The organism is Novosphingobium sp. CECT 9465 (assembly GCF_920987055.1).
Lineage (GTDB): Bacteria > Pseudomonadota > Alphaproteobacteria > Sphingomonadales > Sphingomonadaceae > Novosphingobium.
In genome coordinates this window covers 2,447,502-2,466,054 of sequence record NZ_CAKLBX010000001.1, presented here as the reverse complement: position 1 = coordinate 2,466,054, position 18,553 = coordinate 2,447,502, and the positions used below count along the sequence as shown (strand labels likewise).

Annotated in this window: 22 protein-coding genes and 1 tRNA gene; 10 read left to right on the top strand and 13 right to left on the bottom strand. The window is 61.3% G+C overall.

All coding sequences use genetic code 11. The annotated features are described in order from the left end of the window. Positions 1-20: 20 nt before the first annotated feature. The 4 genes from LUA85_RS11850 to LUA85_RS11835 form a co-directional block, all read right to left on the bottom strand. Complete coding sequence (locus tag LUA85_RS11850; protein WP_231469956.1) at positions 21-1,049, bottom strand: LacI family DNA-binding transcriptional regulator; 1,029 nt, start codon at positions 1,047-1,049, stop codon at positions 21-23. 42 nt (positions 1,050-1,091) lie between these two features. After that, positions 1,092-1,856 (bottom strand): hydroxyacylglutathione hydrolase, encoded by a 765-nt coding sequence (gene gloB / locus LUA85_RS11845; RefSeq protein ID WP_231469954.1) that lies wholly within the window; start codon positions 1,854-1,856, stop codon positions 1,092-1,094. A 96-nt stretch (positions 1,857-1,952) separates the two neighbouring features. Beyond that, positions 1,953-3,659 (bottom strand): 30S ribosomal protein S1, encoded by a 1,707-nt coding sequence (gene rpsA, locus LUA85_RS11840; protein WP_231469953.1) that lies wholly within the window; start codon positions 3,657-3,659, stop codon positions 1,953-1,955. Between the two features lie 226 nt (positions 3,660-3,885). Then, on the bottom strand, positions 3,886-5,565 hold the full coding sequence (locus tag LUA85_RS11835) for a hypothetical protein (protein WP_231469951.1): 1,680 nt from the start codon (positions 5,563-5,565) through the stop codon (positions 3,886-3,888). A gap of 195 nt (positions 5,566-5,760) precedes the next feature. Here LUA85_RS11835 and LUA85_RS11830 point away from each other — a divergent pair, with 195 nt between their 5' ends. Together LUA85_RS11830 and LUA85_RS11825 are read left to right on the top strand one after the other, a co-directional pair. After that, positions 5,761-6,039: a CopG family ribbon-helix-helix protein gene (locus LUA85_RS11830; protein WP_231469949.1), complete on the top strand. Its 279-nt coding sequence runs from the start codon at positions 5,761-5,763 to the stop codon at positions 6,037-6,039. Beyond that, positions 6,027-6,320: a type II toxin-antitoxin system RelE/ParE family toxin gene (locus tag LUA85_RS11825; protein WP_231469947.1), complete on the top strand. Its 294-nt coding sequence runs from the start codon at positions 6,027-6,029 to the stop codon at positions 6,318-6,320. Before LUA85_RS11830 ends, LUA85_RS11825 begins: the two co-directional genes overlap by 13 nt. Positions 6,321-6,604: 284 nt before the next feature. On the opposite strand, the gene LUA85_RS11820 is transcribed toward LUA85_RS11825, so the two are convergent. From LUA85_RS11820 to aroA, 3 genes are all read right to left on the bottom strand, one after another. Then, positions 6,605-6,916 carry a GIY-YIG nuclease family protein gene (locus LUA85_RS11820; RefSeq protein ID WP_231471857.1) on the bottom strand — a complete coding sequence of 104 codons (312 nt, stop codon included), beginning with the start codon at positions 6,914-6,916 and terminating at the stop codon, positions 6,605-6,607. 238 nt (positions 6,917-7,154) lie between these two features. Next, entirely contained in the window at positions 7,155-7,781 is a 627-nt protein-coding gene (locus LUA85_RS11815) for a d(CMP) kinase (protein ID WP_231469945.1), read from the bottom strand. Further along, positions 7,778-9,106, bottom strand: a complete 1,329-nt coding sequence (gene aroA, locus LUA85_RS11810) for a 3-phosphoshikimate 1-carboxyvinyltransferase (protein WP_231471856.1) — start codon at positions 9,104-9,106, stop codon at positions 7,778-7,780. The genes LUA85_RS11815 and aroA overlap by 4 nt, the downstream gene beginning before the upstream one ends. Positions 9,107-9,307: 201 nt before the next feature. Between aroA and LUA85_RS11805 the strand changes: the two genes are divergently transcribed. The 4 genes from LUA85_RS11805 (at position 9,308) to LUA85_RS11790 (ending at position 11,346) form a co-directional block, all read left to right on the top strand. Then, positions 9,308-9,625, top strand: a complete 318-nt coding sequence (locus LUA85_RS11805) for an FYDLN acid domain-containing protein (protein WP_231469943.1) — start codon at positions 9,308-9,310, stop codon at positions 9,623-9,625. Between the two features lie 154 nt (positions 9,626-9,779). After that, a tRNA-Ala gene (locus tag LUA85_RS11800) sits at positions 9,780-9,855 on the top strand. Positions 9,856-10,045: 190 nt separating this feature from the next. Beyond that, entirely contained in the window at positions 10,046-10,639 is a 594-nt protein-coding gene (locus LUA85_RS11795; RefSeq protein ID WP_231469941.1) for a hypothetical protein, read from the top strand. Beyond that, entirely contained in the window at positions 10,639-11,346 is a 708-nt protein-coding gene (locus LUA85_RS11790) for a hypothetical protein (RefSeq protein WP_231471855.1), read from the top strand. Before LUA85_RS11795 ends, LUA85_RS11790 begins: the two co-directional genes overlap by 1 nt. A 29-nt stretch (positions 11,347-11,375) precedes the next feature. On the opposite strand, the gene LUA85_RS11785 is transcribed toward LUA85_RS11790, so the two are convergent. Continuing rightward, positions 11,376-12,311 carry an isopenicillin N synthase family oxygenase gene (locus LUA85_RS11785; protein WP_231469939.1) on the bottom strand — a complete coding sequence of 312 codons (936 nt, stop codon included), beginning with the start codon at positions 12,309-12,311 and terminating at the stop codon, positions 11,376-11,378. Between the two features lie 63 nt (positions 12,312-12,374). On the opposite strand from LUA85_RS11785, the gene LUA85_RS11780 reads away from it, so the two are divergent. From LUA85_RS11780 to LUA85_RS11770, 3 genes are all read left to right on the top strand, one after another. Then, positions 12,375-12,818 (top strand): EVE domain-containing protein, encoded by a 444-nt coding sequence (locus LUA85_RS11780; protein ID WP_231469937.1) that lies wholly within the window; start codon positions 12,375-12,377, stop codon positions 12,816-12,818. An 81-nt stretch (positions 12,819-12,899) separates the two neighbouring features. After that, positions 12,900-13,082, top strand: a complete 183-nt coding sequence (locus LUA85_RS11775) for a CsbD family protein (protein ID WP_231469935.1) — start codon at positions 12,900-12,902, stop codon at positions 13,080-13,082. Positions 13,083-13,224: 142 nt separating this feature from the next. Then, entirely contained in the window at positions 13,225-13,494 is a 270-nt protein-coding gene (locus tag LUA85_RS11770; RefSeq protein WP_231469933.1) for a hypothetical protein, read from the top strand. A gap of 24 nt (positions 13,495-13,518) precedes the next feature. On the opposite strand, the gene LUA85_RS11765 is transcribed toward LUA85_RS11770, so the two are convergent. Beyond that, on the bottom strand, positions 13,519-14,823 hold the full coding sequence (locus LUA85_RS11765) for an MFS transporter (RefSeq protein ID WP_231469932.1): 1,305 nt from the start codon (positions 14,821-14,823) through the stop codon (positions 13,519-13,521). Positions 14,824-14,961: 138 nt separating this feature from the next. On the opposite strand from LUA85_RS11765, the gene pgsA reads away from it, so the two are divergent. Then, on the top strand, positions 14,962-15,555 hold the full coding sequence (pgsA, locus tag LUA85_RS11760) for a CDP-diacylglycerol--glycerol-3-phosphate 3-phosphatidyltransferase (RefSeq protein ID WP_231471854.1): 594 nt from the start codon (positions 14,962-14,964) through the stop codon (positions 15,553-15,555). A 4-nt stretch (positions 15,556-15,559) separates the two neighbouring features. Here the strand turns inward: pgsA and LUA85_RS11755 are convergent, their stop codons facing one another. The 4 genes from LUA85_RS11755 to rnd form a co-directional block, all read right to left on the bottom strand. Further along, entirely contained in the window at positions 15,560-15,859 is a 300-nt protein-coding gene (locus tag LUA85_RS11755; protein WP_231469930.1) for a CcdB family protein, read from the bottom strand. Then, positions 15,859-16,110, bottom strand: a complete 252-nt coding sequence (locus LUA85_RS11750) for a type II toxin-antitoxin system CcdA family antitoxin (RefSeq protein WP_231469928.1) — start codon at positions 16,108-16,110, stop codon at positions 15,859-15,861. The genes LUA85_RS11755 and LUA85_RS11750 overlap by 1 nt, the downstream gene beginning before the upstream one ends. A gap of 32 nt (positions 16,111-16,142) precedes the next feature. After that, positions 16,143-17,039, bottom strand: coding sequence for a hydrogen peroxide-inducible genes activator (locus LUA85_RS11745; RefSeq protein WP_231469926.1), 897 nt, complete (start codon positions 17,037-17,039; stop codon positions 16,143-16,145). A 119-nt stretch (positions 17,040-17,158) separates the two neighbouring features. Next, positions 17,159-18,388, bottom strand: coding sequence for a ribonuclease D (gene rnd / locus LUA85_RS11740; protein ID WP_231469924.1), 1,230 nt, complete (start codon positions 18,386-18,388; stop codon positions 17,159-17,161). Positions 18,389-18,553 lie beyond the last annotated feature (165 nt).

Here is an 18,553-nt window from a genome sequence, read left to right as displayed (position 1 = left end):
TGCCCACTCTTCAAGTGACCTCAAGCCCGCGTCGATCCCCGGACCAGCAGCTTCACAGGCACCCGCCGCCCGGAGCCTTCAGTCCCGTTGATCTTCGCCAGCAACTGTTCGACCATAAGGCTTCCGGCCATCTGGAAATCCGGTTCGATCGAGGTGAGGGGCGGGGTGGACCATGCGCCTGCGCGGATGCCATCGAAGCCGATGATGCCAACCTGATCGGGGATCGAAAACCCGCGCGCGGTCAGTTCCTTGAGCGCGCCCAGCGCCATGTCATCGCACACCGCGAAGATTGCGTCGAACGGTTCGCCGCTCTCGACGAGGGCGATGGCGGCGCGGCGGCCCTGTTCTTCACGCGCAAGCCCGGATTCGACCTGAACGAAGCGAGGTTCCTGCCCGGCGCTGCGCATGGCTTCGGCATAGCCTTCGTAGCGCTCCTGAAACTGCCGCTGGGGCGAGGTGGCCGAACCGATGCAGACGATCTGCTTGTACCCGCGTACCAGCAGGTGTCTTGTCGCCAGCGTCGCGCCTGAGAGGTTATCGCTGCGCACCCACGGCAGTTCGTTGTCAGGCGATCCCCAGCAGGTCCAGTGTGTGCCTTCGGGCAGATCGCGGAAATAGTCCCACGCGGCGGTGTTGGTGGTTGTGCCGATCACGATCATGCCATCGGCCTTGCGGCGATCCTGAAAGTGGCCCCAGAAGTTTTCGGGTGCGTCCTGAAAGGCGACCAGCGTTTCATAGCCGCGCGCAGATGCCGCCGCGCACGTGCTGCCCAGCAGCGAGAAGTAGAACGGGTTGATGTCCTTGCGGTCCTGCGCCTCGCGGCAGATCATCACCACAGCAATCGTACCGGTGCGGCCCCGGCGCAGGCGCGCGGCGTTTTCGTCTACCTGATAATTCAGACGGCCTGCGGCTTCGATCACGCGCTGGCGGGTCGGTTCGCTGATCGACGTATCGCCTGCCAATGCGCGGCTGACGGTGGACTGGCTGACGCCTGCCGCTTCGGCGACGTCGAATGACGTTACCCGGATGATCTTCCTGTCGGTCGCCACTGCCTGTCCCCCAAAGTCCGTGCTGCTTTAGCAGGATCGGCGTCAGCGAAAAGTGTCCTTGGCCGCGCGCAGCGCCGCAAATGTCTCCACCGGGGATGCGCCGCCCCAGCGCGCGGCCATATCGGGCGCATCGGCGCGCAGGAACGGGTTCGCGGCAAGTTCGGCGGCTAGCGTGGTCGGAACGGTCCATTGTCCCAGTTCGCGGCGCGCATCGACCTTGGCGGCGTAGGATTCCAGCGCGGCATTGTCGGGATCGGCGAAGATCGCAAAGCGGGCATTGGACTGGGTATATTCGTGCGCGCTATAGAGGGCGGTCTCTGGCGGCAGGGCCTTCAGGCGCTGAAGACTGGCCCAGAACTGGTCGGGCGTACCTTCGAACATGCGCCCGCAGCCCAGCGGAAACAGCGCATCGCCGACGAAGGCCGTGGCGGCGTGGGGCAAGTGATAAGCGCAATGGCCGAGCGTGTGGCCGCCGACATCGATGACCGTGGCGGTGTATTGGCCGAGCGTCACCGTATCCCCGTGGCCTACGCTGCGGTCGACGGCGGCGATTTTCCCGGAATCGGTTGCAGGGGCGATGACGGTGCAGCCGGTTGCCGCCTTGATCGCTTCGTTCCCGCCCGCATGATCGGGGTGCCAGTGCGTGTTCCAGATCTGGGTGATGGGCCAGCCCTGGGCCGCAGCTTCGCGCAAACAGGCTTCGGCATCCGGCGTATCGATGCACACCGTCTCCCCGCTTGCAAGGTCATGCACAAGGAAGCCGTAATTGTCGGACAGGCACGGGAACTGGTGGATTTGCAGGGTCATGGAGGCGTTCTAGCTGCGTCTTGCCGACAAAGCAAAAGCCCGCCCGGATCGCTCCGAACGGGCTTTGCTTGTTCAGTGCCTTGAAGGCGGTGAAGCTTACTGCTTCGCCTTCAGCGCGGCGCCGAGGATGTCGCCCAGCGAAGCGCCGGCATCCGAAGAACCGTACTGTTCCACGGCTTCCTTCTCTTCGTGCAGCTGACGCGCCTTGACCGAGAAGTTCGGCTTCTTGGAACGGTCGAAGCCGGTGATCATGGCATCGAGCTTCTGGCCGACCTGGAAACGGTCAGGACGCTGTTCGTCACGATCGCGGCCAAGGTCCGAACGCTTGATGAAGCCGGTCGCGCCGTCTTCGCCAGCCTGCACTTCGAGGCCGCCATCGCGGACTTCGAGGACGGTGACGGTGACGACTTCGCCGCGACGGAGCGAGCCAGCAGCGGCAGGCGAAGCGCCACCGGCAGCCGGAGCGCCCTTTTCAAGCTGCTTCATGCCAAGGCTGATGCGTTCCTTTTCGACATCGACGTCGAGAACCACGGCCGAAACTTCCTCGCCCTTGCGGTGCAGAGCCAGCGCGTCTTCGCCCGAAATGCCCCAGGCGATGTCCGACATGTGAACCATGCCGTCCACGTCGCCATCGAGACCGATGAACAGGCCGAATTCGGTGGCGTTCTTGACTTCGCCAGCAACAGTCGAACCGACCGGGTGCTTGTCTGCAAAGGCTTCCCACGGGTTCTGCTGGGCCTGCTTGAGGCCGAGGCTGATGCGGCGCTTGTCGCTATCGACTTCGAGAACCAGAACGTCGACTTCCTGGCTGGTCGAGACGATCTTGCCGGGGTGGACGTTCTTCTTGGTCCAGGACATTTCCGAAACGTGGACGAGGCCTTCGATGCCAGCTTCCAGTTCGACGAACGCGCCATATTCGGTGATGTTGGTGACAACGCCCGAGAGCTTCGCACCGACCGGATACTTGGCGGCCACGCCATCCCACGGATCCGATTCCAGCTGCTTCATGCCAAGGCTGATGCGCTGGGTATCCTGATTGATGCGGATGATCTGCACCTTCACCGTGTCGCCGATGGCGATCACTTCCGAAGGATGGTTCACGCGCTTGTAGCTCATGTCCGTAACATGGAGCAGGCCGTCGATGCCGCCCAGATCAACGAACGCACCGTAATCGGTGATGTTCTTGACCACGCCGTCGATGATCTGCGCTTCCTTGAGGTTCTGGATCAGGCCCGAACGCTGTTCTGCGCGGGTTTCTTCCAGAACGGCACGGCGCGAGACGACGATGTTGCCACGGCGGCGATCCATCTTGAGGATCTGGAACGGCTGCGGCATGTCCATCAGCGGGGTGACATCGCGCACGGGGCGGATATCGACCTGCGAGCCGGGGAGGAAGGCCACGGCGCCGTCGAGATCGACGGTGAAGCCGCCCTTGACGCGGCCGAAGATCACGCCTTCGACGCGCTTGCCTTCGCCAAATTCGTTTTCAAGCTTGTCCCATGCGGCTTCGCGGCGAGCGCGGTCGCGGGAAAGCATCGCTTCGCCGTCAGCGTTCTCGACGCGATCGACGTAGACTTCGACTTCGTCGCCGACCGAGAGGCCGTGCGGCTGGCCGGGCGAGGCGAATTCGCGCAGGGCAACGCGGCCCTCGCTCTTCAGGCCCACGTCGATGACGGCCTTGTCGTTTTCGATTGCGGTGATGGTGCCCTTGACGACGCGGCCTTCAAAGCCACCGTTGGCGGCTCCGCCAAGCGTTTCGTCGAGCAGCGCGGCGAAATCGTCGCGCGTGGGATTGGTAGCCATTGTGAGCTTCCTGTCTTAAGTATCCCGGCCAGGCGGTTGTATCCGCCGGTCTTTCCTCCACCTGCCGCACCATGCGACACGTGGGCCAAAAAGGGCCGAACCACCCGCCGGGCCGTATGCCATGACGGGTATCCATAGAGCGCAAACGCCTGTCGGACCGGCGGCGCTTAGGCGTGAAAGGCAGGAAAAGCAAGGAAAATGGAGGTGGGAGTACAGACAGCGCGTTCTACGACGATTTCTCAATTGGCCGGCTAAGAGGGGTAAGAGAGTTGGCTTGCGTCGAACCGGTCGACGAATCGTTCATCTTGTTATGTGCAGCCTTCAAACCTGCTTGAACCGTCTTTGTTACGAACTGCGTCGGCTTTGATGTGAAAACTGCTGCTGAACCCCGATAAGCTATTTCGAAAAGATTGACTGCGGTTCGTAAGGTCCTGACAGCCGTCGTTTGCAAGCCAACTCCTAACGCCGCAATGGCATCACCGTTGCTTTGATATGATTTCCATGCGCTATGCGATCCTGCAAGGATTGCGACGATGCCGACACCGCCAATGCCGGAGGCGACGCCATCCAGAACCGCATCGCCTATATCGATGACAGTTCCGCCCAGTGCCAGATCGATGGCTTCCGACAGTTCCTCGTCCGAAAATCCGCCATCGATTGCATCGGTCTTCTGCGCAACTTCGGATGTTGCGATGATGGGAATGTGGTCTTCAACGCTGTTGATGTAGCTGACGCTATCGGTAGCCTTGATTTGGATCGCTACCCCGTCGATGACAATGTCGGTGTCGGGGTGATTGAAATTTGCAAACCTCTCGCCGCCAAAGTCGTGTTCTACTAGCTTCTCAAAATACGCGCCCTTGGTCAATGAAGCCAGCCCGATCAAAGAGTCGGTCGGCATTGCAAGAGCCTCTTGCCAGATTTCAAAATCACTCATGCCATCGAAATTACGATTCACTTCACGGAGTGAGTTAAAGACGCTACCCGCTTGGATCACGTCATGGACCAATGATCTTGCACCGGTGGCAACTCCTGCAAACAGGCCAACGGTGAGAGCGTGGTCAGGTTCGAAAGGCGTGTTGCGACTATCGGGAACCGTTCCGATTGCAGCAGCTTTTGCCTGTGCCACTCTTCGGTCAACGATCGCTTTGAATTCGCGGTATTGCTCTTCAGCTATGATGACGGTTGGCGATGCGTTCAGTTTCTCCAGTGCGGTCTCAAGCGCCAGTATTTGACGCTCAACTTCCTCAAGCGCGCTCCGATTGCGCGTTAGCATCAACCACCATTTTAGCTTGCGCTTGCCTAGCGCGGATTTGAACTGGTTATCCGCCTCCTCAACGAGGCGACGCAAGTGGGGAAGCTCTTCCTCAAGCCGCATTTTAGCTTTGATTTCAGGCAATGCTTCGTGCTGCCGTCGGATGGCAGACTTCACCAATTGATCGGCGTCTCGACAAAGCTGTGCAATCCTGGCTTCACGTTCTTCTTTGGCCTCCTTGTCGAGCAGGTGATTAAGATGCCGATCCAGCATCGGTGCCCATATCTGCAAATAAGCTCTGGCATCTCCTGAATGTGACTTAGCTTGGGTGAGGCAGTCTATTGCAGTCTTAAGAGGTTTCGACTCTGTTGCGGCGATAGCAGCAACAATATCTTTCTGCTGATTGATAAAGGCTTGGTAGCGCCGCTGTTCTGCACGTCCCAAAAGCAAGATGCACACTGACCCGAAGGTGGCAGCGAGAATGCTGATCAAAACTAAACGGCTTTCAAGGCCGCTTTGCCAAGGTGTCCAGATCAAAGCGCTCACGTAAAGCAATGCGGCTCCGACACAAAGCGATGCAACCGCTCTATTGCGGCGCTTTGTCACTCTCATTTCAATCTGTTCGCACACAGCCAAGGTTTTACTGAGCTGCATTGAACTCCGCCTCCGGCCCGCATTGATTTACGTACCGTAACATTGTGCGGATGTCGTTAACAACCTCTAGTATGTTGACTTTCCAATGACGTTAATGTGGTTGAATGATAGTCGTGGATAGGCAAGCCTTGTGGACATCGTTGTCGGGTTGATGTAGTGTTGCAAGGTAATACCTTGAACTACGGAGGTCGGTCAATGCCCGCTGTGACATCCATTAAGCTCGATGACGCGCTGAAAGGTCGCATCCAGCAGCTTGCCCAAACCCGCCGCCGTACATCGCACTGGATCATGCGTGAGGCCATCGCGCAATATGTCGAGCGTGAGGAAAAGTGTGAATCTTTCCGTCAGGACACGCTCAATGCGTGGGATGAATTTCAGGCGACTGGCCTGCACGCTACGGCTGACCAGGTCGAAAAATGGCTGGCAAGCTGGGGTTCCGACAATGAGTCGCGCGCACCCGAATGCCACAAGTAGTTTATTCCACTGCTGCAATACGTGACCTTCGGCGGCTTCGGGATTTTCTGCAGCCGAAAAGTGCGGATGTTGCCCGCCGCGCGGGTGAGGCCATCGTTCGCAGCGTTAGGCTTTTAGGAAGCCACCCGCACATTGGCCGTATGGTGGATGACCTTCCCGAAGACTTCCGCGAGTGGGTGATCGACTTCGGAGATAGCGGGTACGTTGCGCGTTATCGTATGGACGGGGATGTTGTGACCATCCTCGCCATCCGCCATCAGCGCGAAGCTGGTTTTAATTAGCAACCGCCACAAACCCACCCTGCTGCGACTAACGCTTTCTGCGAAAGCGCAAGTCTCGCGGCCCTCCTGCCTGCGGGAGGGCGAAGTTTCTGCCCCAAACAGAATCGTCACCCTGAACTTGTTTCAGGGTCCATTTCTCCCCATGCGCGGACAGTGGTTGGGGAGGGATGGATGCTGAAACGAGTTCAGCATGACGGAATTTTGGCGGTGGGTTGCCGAACGGGTTTTGCAGCAGCTTGTTCGGCTGTGCTGGCCCGCGGTTCTGGGTCCATTTTCGGACCACACTACGCCAAAGGGGCGAATCCTAAACCCACCGCCAAATCCCGCCACTCAGGATTTACTTCGTTGATCAGATTGATCTTCCACTGTCGCCGCCAGTTCTTGAGCTGCTTTTCGCGCCGGATCGCCCGTTCCATATCTCCGAACAGTTCGAAGTGAATGAGGCGCTTCACACCGTGGTCCGCCGTGAAACCGGGAAGTGCGCCTTCGCGGTGCTGCCAGAGCCGCTTCATCAGGTCTGACGTCACGCCGATGTAGAGCGTGCCGTAATGCCCGCTTGCGAGGATGTAGACGCAGGGTTGTTTTTCGTCCGGCATGGCCATTGCGTGCCGAGGGATGGACCCTGAGACAAGCTCAGGGTGACGCCGTTTTGGTGGGAATTGCTCGTTGCAATCCCCTTCCTACCTTCCTTGTCATCCTGAGCCTGTTTCAGGATCCATTTTGCCGATCAGCCTGCTGGTTGTGGGGTGCACCGAGTTCAGGGTGACGGGTTGGCTTGAGGGCGATGACGGTGTGGGTATTGTGGCGTGTGCAGCCTTTTGGCCGCGTAGCCACTCACCCCCGCGCCACCTGCTTCTCCACCAGAGCAATCGCCATCGCGACGGCCATTTCCTTCGCCAGATTGGACGTATCGAGCAGGACCGCTCCGTCGGCCTGTCGCAGCGGCGCTTCGGCGCGGTTGCGGTCGCGTTCGTCGCGGGCTTCGAGGTCGGCTTCGATTGCGGCCCGCTCCACGTCGAGGCCGAAGCCTTTCATCTCCACCCAGCGCCGCATCGCGCGGGCGCTCACGCTCGCGGTGACGAACAATTTGGCGTCGGCGTGGGGGGCGATTACCGTGGCGATGTCGCGTCCGTCCAGCACTGCGCCGCCGGGCTGGTTCGCAAAGGCCTGCTGCCGGGCCAGCAGCGCTGCGCGCACGGCCGGGTGGATGGAGACTCGGCTGGCGTAGCCGCCGGACTCTTCCGTGCGCAGTTCGGGATCGTTCAGCAAGGTATCGGCGAACGTGCAGGCGGCCAGAGCATCTGCTGGGTCATCGGGGTTGCCGCCGTTCAAGAATACCTGCCGCCCGACTGCGCGATAGAGCAGGCCGGTATCGAGATGGGACAGGCCGAAATGGGCGGCGAGCGCTTTGGCGATGGTGCCCTTGCCCGATGCGGTGGGGCCGTCGACTGCGATGATCATGCAGCGCCGCTCACTTGCGCCAGCAGGCTTTCGAAGATCGGGAAGCTGGTGGCGATGGGGCGGGTATCGTCCACTTCCACGCCCTTGCGGCTGGCGATTCCGGCAATGGCCATGGCCATGGCGATGCGGTGATCGAGGTGGGTGACGATGGCAGCGTCCTCAGCCGTGCCGCGTAGGGGATCGCCGCCGATGCCGTCGATGACAAGGCCGTCTTCGGTTTCGGTCACGGTCGCGCCTGCAAGTTCCAACGCGGCGCGCATCGCGGAGATGCGGTCGCTTTCCTTGACGCGCAGTTCTTCAAGACCCGTGGTGACAGTGCGCCCCCTGGCCAGCGCGGCGGCGACGAACAGGATCGGGAATTCGTCGACCATGCTCGGCACCACGGCGGGGTCCACGTCGATGCCGTTGAGCAGCGAATGGCGCACACGCAGATCGGCGACGGGTTCTCCGCCGACATCGCGGCGGTCGAGTTCCTCGATGGAGCCGCCCATCAGGCGCAGCACATCGAACAGTGCGGCGCGGGTGGGGTTGAGGCCGACGTTCTCGACCACGAGGTCCGAGCCTTCGACCAGCAGCGCCGCGACGACGAAGAAGGCGGCGGAGGAGGGATCGCCGGGGACCACGATATCCTGCGGGCGGAGTTCCGCCTCGCCGGTCACGCGGATCACGCGGGCGCCGTCATCGGCAATGTCCACCGTCAGTTCCGCGCCGAAGCCGCGCAGCATGCGTTCGGAGTGATCGCGGGTGGGGATCGGTTCGATCACGGTGGTAATGCCGGGGGTGTTCAGCCCGGCGAGCAGGATCGCGCTCTTGACCTGTGCAGAAGCGACCGGGAGGCGGTATTCGATCGGCACGGCGGGCGAAATGCCACGCAGCGTCAGGGGCAGGCGGCCTCCGGGCGCGGCGGTGAAGTCTGCGCCCATCATCGACAGCGGGTCGATCACGCGGCCCATCGGGCGCTTCGAAAGGCTGCCATCGCCGATGAACGTGGCGGTGATCGGGTGCGTGGCGACGAGGCCCATGAGCAGGCGGGTGGACGTGCCCGAATTGCCCATGTCCAGCGCTTGTTGCGGCTGAAGCAGCCCGCCGACTCCGACGCCGTGGACATGCCACATGCCATCACCATCGCGCGTGATCGTGGCCCCCATCGCGCGCATCGCGGCGGCGGTGGAGAGCACGTCCTCGCCTTCGAGCAAGCCGGTAACGCGGGTTTCGCCCACGGCCAGTGCGCCCAGCATGATCGAGCGGTGGCTGATCGACTTGTCACCCGGCACACGAATCCGCCCTTTGAGCGGGCCGGTGGCGGTAAAGCGGCGTGGGCGCATCTGGGCTGGATCGTGGGACGACACGGCGTTGGTAATCTTTCGCGCAAAGAAGGGCGGATAAGGCGCGCGGCTTTTGACAGCGTGGCGCGCCTATGGCAAGGCGCGCGCTCTCTTGATTCCGCGCAGTCGCGGACCGATCAAGTGTGCAGTTTTTCCGCCCGGTCCAGATTGATGGCATCGGGCCAGCGTTGAGGAAGTTTCATGGTCAAGCCGGAATGGGGCGCAAAGCACAGCTGTCCGAAGTGCGGCACCCGCTTCTACGATCTGGGCAAGAGCGACCCGATCACCTGCGTAGAGTGCAAATATGCCTGGCACCCGGACCCGGTGCTGAAATCGAAGCAGCCGATCCCCTATGAAGAAATCCAGAAGGAAAAGGTCGACGTCGCCCCTGACGTGGATCTGGCCGACGAGGATCTCGACATCGACGAGGACGGCGATTCGCCCGACAACGACGTTGACCTTGGCGGCGACGACGATCTTGGCGTTCCCGGCCACGACGGTAACGACGACGAAGTGTGATCCTGCGTGGCCTGCCCGGACGGGTGGGCCACAAAAAACCGCGGCCATTGAAAAATGGTCTTGCCAGTGGGGAAGGCTTCTCTTAGAGGCGCGGCTCCCGGCGAGAGACACCGCCGGAACGGTTTGCCTCCCAGGGCGAACATGTTGGATAGATGGGGCCTTAGCTCAGCTGGGAGAGCGCCTGCATGGCATGCAGGAGGTCAGCGGTTCGATCCCGCTAGGCTCCACCATCCATCCTGAAAAGCCGCCTGCGGGCGGCTTTTTTCGTTTCGGTGCGATGGTTTGCGTCCAATTTGCGACAGGGCGTTCGCTGCCGCCGTCGATTGCCGCTGGGTGATTGACGAACATCACACCGCTGGTAGCAACCCATGTTAGAAGGCGCGGCTCCGGCATGATGGAACTACTGGCAGGGCAATTGTGATGCGTAACGGCAAGTTTGTCTGGATGATGCGAAGCGGTTCGGCGGTCTGCGCCGTCGGGGCGGTGGCGCTGATGGCAAGCCAGGCATCGGCGCAGTTCGGCGGGTTCAGTATCCCTTCGATCCCACGCAGTTCCTCGTCAGCCAAGAACGATTCGAACGGCTGCCCCAAAGGCAAGAGCAAGAGCGCCGGATCTTCGATGCTGGGCGGGCTTATCGGGCAAGGGCTTGGCCGGGCGGCCGGGTCAGCCGGACTTTCGAGCTTTTTCCCGACTGCCGAAGTGGCTGATACGCTGACCAATGCCATCGCCTGCCGCCTCGATCCCGAAGAGCAGAAGCAGGCCGCCGAGGCGACGGTGGAGGCCACACGCGGCGATGACGTGGGCAGCACGGCATCGTGGACTTCGAACACGCGCGAGAATGTTTCGGGCACATCGACGGTGATCGCGCGCAATGACGAAGCGGCGGGGGCAAGTGGACAGGGGCGGCAGTGCATCACGGTTTCGGACGTGATCATCGTCAACGGCGAGGAGACGACGGCCAACAAGCGGATGTGCCGCGCGCCTGGCTCATCGCGTTATGCTCTGGCGGCGTGATGCTGCGTTGCGGATTGCTTGGCGCTGCGTTGTTGCTGGCGACCGGGGCGACGAGGCCGGTTGCGCTTGATCCGAAGAACCCGACATGCCCGGAAAAGCCCGATTGGGGCCAGGCGCGCGCGATGACGCTGACGGTGGCCGACAAGGGCCAGAAGCGCGTTCTGATTGCCGATGGCATCATCGATGCACGGCTGCCCGACCGTTTGCAGGCGGCAATCGAGGCCGACGAGCGAATCGAGGAAGTCTGGTTGAAATCGCGCGGCGGCGATGCATCGGCAGGCAACCGCGCGGGCAAGGTCATCCGGTCCTACCCCGGCATGGTCACGCGCATTCCTGCGGGGTGGACCTGCTTTTCAGCGTGCAACTTCGTGTTCATGGGCGGGGATCGGCGGTTCGTGGAGCCGGGCGGGTTCTTCATGGTGCACATGTTCACGCACACGGGCGATCGCGACGTGATCGAGATTTCGGTGGACGAAGGCACCGAGGAGACGACGCGGCTGATCGGCGAAATCGAGCAGGCCAGCGCACTGCTGGCGAGCGAGGATAACGATTTCCTGATCCGCATGGGTATCAGCCGCAAGCTGCTGACCGAAGTGATGTACAAGCAGCAGGCGGTAGCTTCGAAGGAAAACCCTTCGACCCGCTATTGCCTGAGCCAGGATGAAGTGCGCAAGTACAACGTGGTGCCGGTGGAGCGGGCAGAATAGCGCGCGCGGGGCGAGCGCGCGCGCCAAGACTATTTCCTCAACCCGATTTCGCGCAGGCGTTCCTGCAGATAGTCGTCTGCGGTGATGGATACGGGGTAGCGGTCAGGATTTTCGGGCGTGATGCACTCCGGCAGCGTGCGGAACGCAAAATCGCTGCGCAAATGCAGGAAGAACGGCATCGAATAACGGCTGTGGCTGGCGCGTTCACCATCGGGATTGCGTACGCGGTGCGTGGTCGATGGCAGGACGTGATTGGTCAGGCGCTGCAGCATGTCGCCGATGTTGACGACCATCGCGCCTTCGGGCGGCGATACGCCGATCCAGCGTCCGTCCCTGGCCAGAAGTTCAAGGCCCGCTTCCTCGGCCCCCAGCAAAAGGGTGATGAGGTTGATGTCCTCATGTGCACCCGCCCGGATCGCGCCGGATTCGGCGTCGGGAACGGGCGGATAGTGCAGCAGGCGCATGACCGAGTTGCCATCGTCGATCGCGGGATCGAACCAGTGTTGATCAAGGCCGAGCCACACAGCGATGTGGGAGAGGATGCGCGCGCCGACGCGGTCGAATTCGGCATAGAGCGCTTCGAAGGTTTCGCGGAAGTCGGCCGGCCGGGCAGGCCATACATTTGGCGGCATGGAACCGGACAGGGGGTGGCCTGCGGGAAGATCGCGGCCGACGTGCCAGAATTCCTTGAGATCGTGCAGCTTGGCGCCCTTGGCGATTTCGGTGCCGAACGGGGTATAGCCGCGCGCGCCGCCTTGCCCGGCAAGGTGATAGCTGCGCTTTTCTGCTTCGGACAGGGCAAAGAATTGAGCGGTGAGTGCCCAGGCGCGGCCGATCAGGTCAGGGTCGACGCCGTGATCCTTGACCATGGCGAACCCGAACGTCTGGAAGCTTTCGCCCAGTTTGCGGGCGAGGGGCGCCGGATCGCCGGAAAGCGAGATTACCGGCAGGGTTTCGAGAGGCATGGTGTTCCAGTTCGCACAATTGTCGCTATGGAAACCGCCTTAACGGGATTCACGCGGGGTTTCATGACCAAAATCAACATCGCCGACACGGCTGGTCGCAACTTGTGGCTGATGAAGTCAGAGCCTGACGTCTATGGCTGGGATGATCTGGTGGCCGAGGGTGAGGGGACGTGGGACGGGGTGCGCAATCACCTTGCCGCGCGCAACCTGCGCACGATGAAGGCGGGCGATCTTGCGTTTTTCTATCATTCGAACATCGGTATCGAGATTGTCGGCGTGATCGTGATCAGCCAGGGCGGATTGACCGATCCGACTGATCCCGACGGCAAATGGGCGGCGGTGAAAGTGAAGCCGGTGGAAAAGTTGCCCGCAACCGTGACGCTCAAGACGATCAAGGCTACACCCGAACTTGCCGGGATGGACCTGATCCGGCTGTCGCGCCTGTCTGTCGGCGCGGTACGGCCCGAAGAGTGGGCACTGATCCTCAAAATGGCCGGCGTTGATTGAGGCGGGAACCGCCCGGCTGTTCGACCGTAGTATCTTCGACGAGACGGTGAAGAAATTCACCAGTTATCAAGGAGATATATCATGGGTGAAATGACCGACAAGGCCAAGGGCCTCGCCAATGAAGCTGCCGGCAATGTCAAGCAGGGCATCGGCAAGGCGACTGACAATGCCAGCCTTCACGCCGAAGGCGTGGCGCAGGAGCGCAAGGGTGAAGCCCAGCAAGTCAAGGGCAAGGTCAAGGGCGCGCTTGGCGACAGCATCTGACTTCCGCTTGATGATAGCGTGATTGAGGCCGCTCCCTGTCGGGGGCGGCCTTTTGCGTTCGGGGTTGTCCCGGCTTGGAACGAACGCAAATTCGCCCGATGCACGGGATTTCGAATGGTGAAGAATTCGTTAAGACGACAGCATGAACAGGTCGCCCGCATTCATGCCCGCCATCCAGTATGGCACGTCACGCCACCCTTTCCGGCGTTCCTTGCCGCGGCATGTGCTGCGTGAATTGCCGCGAGCCGAACCCGAAGTACTGGCGGCAATGCGCCGTGCCGAGGAGCGTCTGCGCGAGGCGGAAATCCGTTCCGCCCCGGTCGATCTCAAGCGCATCACCATGCAGGACTTGCGCGATTTCATGATCGCCTATTGCGCGTGTTTTCTGGCGGTCATGGTCTTCATCGCCTGATTTCAACGCCTTATCGGAGCTAGCTCAGGCTGCGGCGCGTTCCGCCTTGTACAGCAGCCAGCCGAGCCATGCCGATACCACGCACATCGCAGCGGCAAGCAGCAGTTGGTCGACCAGCGCAACGCCCATACCGCTCAATGCCCCGGCCACCAGCGCACCGACCACCATGGCCCCTGAATTGATGATGTTGTTCGCGGCAATCGTGCGTGCGGTTTCCGATTTGTCGACCACGGTCGTGAGAAAGGCATAAAGCGGCACCACGAACATGCCGCCGGCAACGGCGATGCCGAGCAGGCACATGAGCAGCGGAATGGCGAGCGGATGGGCGATGAAGGTGGCGACGTCCATCAATTGCTGCCCCGGCACGTCCCGCCACGAATTGCACACGACGTAGAACGCGACGACGAACAGCCCCATCGTGATCACCGAGGCGGGCGAATAGCGCGCCGACACGGTGCCCTTGAGCAAGGCGTTGATCGATACCGAACCGATGGCGATGCCGACCGAAAACATCACCAGGAACAGGCTGGCCACTTCCTTGCTTGCAAAGAGCACATTTTTGGCGAGCGGCGGAAACTGGATGAACAGCACGGTGCCCACGGTCCAGAAGAAGCTGATCGCGATGATTGCCATGAACACCTGGCGGTGCCGGGTGGTGTTGCGGATGAGGTTTATCGAAGATCGCCAGATATTGTAATCGACGCGCTGGGCTTCGACGGTTGGCGGGGCAGGCGGCACTTGCCTTCCGGTGAAATAGCCGATCATGGCGGTGATCACGACGCCTGCCGCGGCGACCTCGACCGGAATCCACCCCGCGAGAATGGTGCCTGCCAGAATCGCGATGTACGTGCCCGCTTCGACCAGTCCGGTCCCTGCGAGAACTTCGCCTTCGCGCAGATGTTGCGGCAGGATGGCGTACTTGATCGGGCCGAAGAAGGTGGAGTGGACGCCCATGGCCAGAAGCGCCGCCAGCATCAGCGGAATGGCGATGGCTTCCACTTCCATGCCCATCCACGCCATGACCAGACCTGCGCCGCCGACCAGCATGATCGCGATTTCACAGGCCTTGACGATGCGGATGATCCGCGCCTTGTCACGCATGTCGGCCAGTTGGCCTGCAAGCGAGGACAGCAGGAAGAACGGCAGGATGAACAGGCCCGATGCTATGGCCGAGAAGCGTGCTTCTTCCGCTTCGGAACTGTAGACGCTGTACACCACGTACAGGACCATCGCGTTCTTGTAGAGGTTATCGTTGAAGGCGCCCAGCAACTGGGTGATGAACAACGGCAGGAAGCGGCGCGTGCGCACCAGATGCGTCGATGTTGTCATGAACCCTTTGCCAGCCGCCCAACTTGCGCGAACCCTTAACCCGATGGCATGCATCGGCAAGAGGGATTTGCGCCATCCGCGACCAGCCGTTGCAGGTTACAATTCCGTTCGACGCATTTGCGGGTTATGGCGGGCGCAATGCTGACCTTGCCCAACCTTCTCACCCTGTCGCGGATCGTGACCGTCCCGTTGCTTGCCGCATTGCTGTGGTGGCCGGACTGGCGACTGGGCTATGCGCTGGCGTTCGGCGTCTATTGCCTGATGGGGATTACCGACTATTTCGATGGCTATCTGGCGCGCGCGCAGGGCGCCGTCAGCAAACTGGGCATTTTCCTCGATCCGATTGCGGACAAGATCATGGTCGCCGCCGTGATTCTCGTGCTGACCGCGCAGGGCATCCTGACCGGGCCATACGTCGGCGACATGCATGTCATCGCCGGACTGATCATTCTGGTGCGCGAAATCGCGGTATCGGGCCTGCGCGAGTTTTTGGGCGGCATTCAGGTTTCGGTGCCGGTCAGCAAGCTGGCAAAGTGGAAGACGACCTTCCAGATGGTGTGCCTTGGCGCGTTGATCCTGGGACAGGCCATGCCCGGCTGGACGGCAGATGTGGGCCTGATCGTGGTCAATGTGCCGCACACCGTGGGGCTGACGACGCTGTGGGCTGCCGCCGCGCTGACGCTGGTGACCGGGTGGGATTACCTGCGGGTGGGGCTGAAGCACATGGATTGAGGCTTCAAAGGCCTGTTATCAGCATGTCGAGCGCCAAATTTACGCGATCCTGCTCGGATATCAGCGATATAATTCGGCCGCCGAGGTCGCGCACCGCGATTGCTGCGGCAAATTGCGTGACCATTACATAGCGCTGTTCTTTCAATTCAAAGACCGGGTTAAGCCGCGCGGCTGGGCGTGGGGCGTCTCGCTCAAGCAGCAATGGAACGACCAATCGTGTTGAAAGATCGTTGAGCAAGTCGGCCTGGCAATCGAGCAGAAGGACACCATCGGCCCTGCCACGATAGACATCGAATTTTGCCATCAGAACTGGCGGTAGCGTGCCAACGGCAGTTCGTGTCTTTCTATCCACTCGTTTGAACTTGCAAGCGCGGAGGCGTTGTCCGCTCTCCATTGACGCGCATGCGCTTTTGCAATTTCGGCCGCCAAACCAGCTTCGCAAGCACGCGATACGTTTATTCCGAGGCGTTTGGCCTCACCCACCATACCCGCTTGCAGCGAGACATTGGTGGCTCTTCGCTGCTCGTCTGGAAAAGCGTGGTCTTGCTTTGTCATATGCGCATATTTCTGCGCATCCGCTTGTGAAGTCAACCCGCCCGCAGTTCCGTTGCGAGCAGGCGGAATTCCTCTGCCCGCGGGCTGTTCTTGCGCCACACCAGCGCGATGTCACGCCAGGCGTGGTCGGCTTTCAGCGGCCTCACGACAATATTGGTATCGTGCAGGATGCCCGCATCGATGGCCATCTGCGGAAGCATCGTGAGACCGAGGCCGTTGTCGACCATCTGGACGAGTGTATGCAGGCTCGTGCCGATCATCGTTGCGCTGGCGCGCATTTCCGGGCGGTTGCAGGCGGCCAACGCGTGTTCCTTGAGGCAGTGGCCATCTTCAAGCAGGAGCAGGCGGTTTTCGTCGATCATGCTCGACGTGATCGTGGCCGGGGGATCGCGCGGATCGTCCTTCGGGAAGGCGACGAGCAGCGGGTCCTTGAACAGCACTTCGGCTTCGACCTCGCCGGTGGCATAAGGCAGCGCGAGCAGGACGCAATCGGCGCGGCCATGGTGCAGCGATTCGATGGCGGCGGCGCTGGGTTCCTCACGCAGGAACAGCTTCAGTTGCGGGCGTTCCTTGCGCAGGCGCGGCAGGATTCGCGGCAGCAGGAACGGGGCGATGGTCGGGATCACGCTCATCCGCAATTCACCCCCCAGCGGTGCGCCGTGGCTCTGGACAAGTTCGGACAGTTCCTCGGCCTCGCGCAAAAGACGGTGCGCCTTGGCGACGACCTGATTGCCGAGCGGCGTGAACCGCACAACGCGGCGTGTGCGTTCGACCAGCGTGACGCCGAGCAGTGATTCGAGTTCGCGCAGGCCTGCCGAAAGCGTGGACTGCGAGACGAAGCTGGCGTCGGCCGCGCGCCCGAAATGTCCGTGTTCGTGCAGGGCAACGAGGTATTGCAACTGCTTTAGGGTCGGCAGGTAAGTGCTCATCTGACTTCTCTAAACGGTCGTCATTGCGAGCGTAGCGAAGCAATCCAGTGTTTGCGAGTGCCGCACTGGATTGCTTCGCTACGCTCGCAATGACGAGAAGAGGGATGGAGCATAGGGGGCTATTCGTCGATGTGCACGACGACTTCCGCAACCTCGGCGGCTGCATCGTCCCTGTCCGCGATATTGTCGATATGCGCCATCTTGAGCTTGCCATTGACCACCGCGAAGGCAAGCTTGCCTTCGACCAGTTCGAGCGCATCGCGACCGAACTGGTCGAAGCGCCAGCCTTCAAGGATGGCGAGGTTCTTGCGCTGGCCGGCGGCGAGCAGTTCGAGATCGTCTGTGCGGGCAAGCAGGCGCGCGGCAATGTCGATCTCGCGGCTGCGGATCTTCAGCAGCAGCTTGAGCAAATCGGCAACCAGCGCGCCTTCCTTGCCCAGCGGGGCGCCGCGCGGAGTCTTGGGCGGCATTTCGGCTTCGGTCAGCGGCTTGGCATCGGCGATGACCTGCATCAGGCGGCGGCCAATGTCGTTTTCCTTCCAGCCCGATGAAAGGCCGCGCACCTTCGCAAGATCTGCCTGATCGCGCGGGGGGTGACTGGCGATATCGGCCAGTGTTTCATCGCGCATGATGCGGCCGCGCGGTATGTTCTTGTCCATCGCTTCGCGTTCACGCCATGCAGCAAGCGCCTTCAACCGGCCGAGCACGGCGGGATTGCGGCTGGGGGCGCGGATTTTCTGCCACACGGTTTCCATGTCTGCGCGGTAATTGTCAGGGTCGGCCAGCTTTTCCATCTCGATGTCGAGCCATGCACCACGCCCGGTCTTGATCAGCCGCTTCAGCAGCTTGGGGAAAATCTTCGAAAGATGCGTGACGTCGCCGATGGCATATTCGATCTGGCGTTCGGTGAGCGGGCGACGCGACCAGTCGGTAAAGCGCGCGCCCTTGTCGATCGACAGGCCGAGCCATGATTCGACAAGGTTGGAATAGCCGATCTGTTCGGACTGGCTGACCGCCATCATCGCAATCTGCGTATCGAAGATCGGGTGAGGGGTCTTGCCTGTGAGGTTATAGATGATTTCCACATCCTGGCCGCCTGCATGGAAGATCTTCAGCACGTCCTCATTGTCGCACATCAGGTCGAGCAGCGGTTTCAGGTCGATACCGGGCGCGAGCGGATCGATCGCCGCGGCTTCCTTGTCATCGGCGATCTGCACCAGGCACAGTTCGGGCCAATAGGTGTTTTCACGCATGAATTCGGTATCGACCGTGACGAAATCTGCTTTGGCCAGCCTGTCGCAAAGTTCGGTCAGGGCTTCGGTCGTGGTGATGAGGGGATGTATCTTCATCGGTCTTTTCTGTATGGCGCGCGTGATACGCGGCCCGGTGGTGCCCCCTGCCGGGGACTTCGTCTTCGCCCGCCCACGTTGGCAATGGGGGCTGTGGCTTGACAAATCTGCGGCCATCGCCTGTTAGCCGCGCTTGTTTCCCCTGCCCGATTGCAGACCGATTGG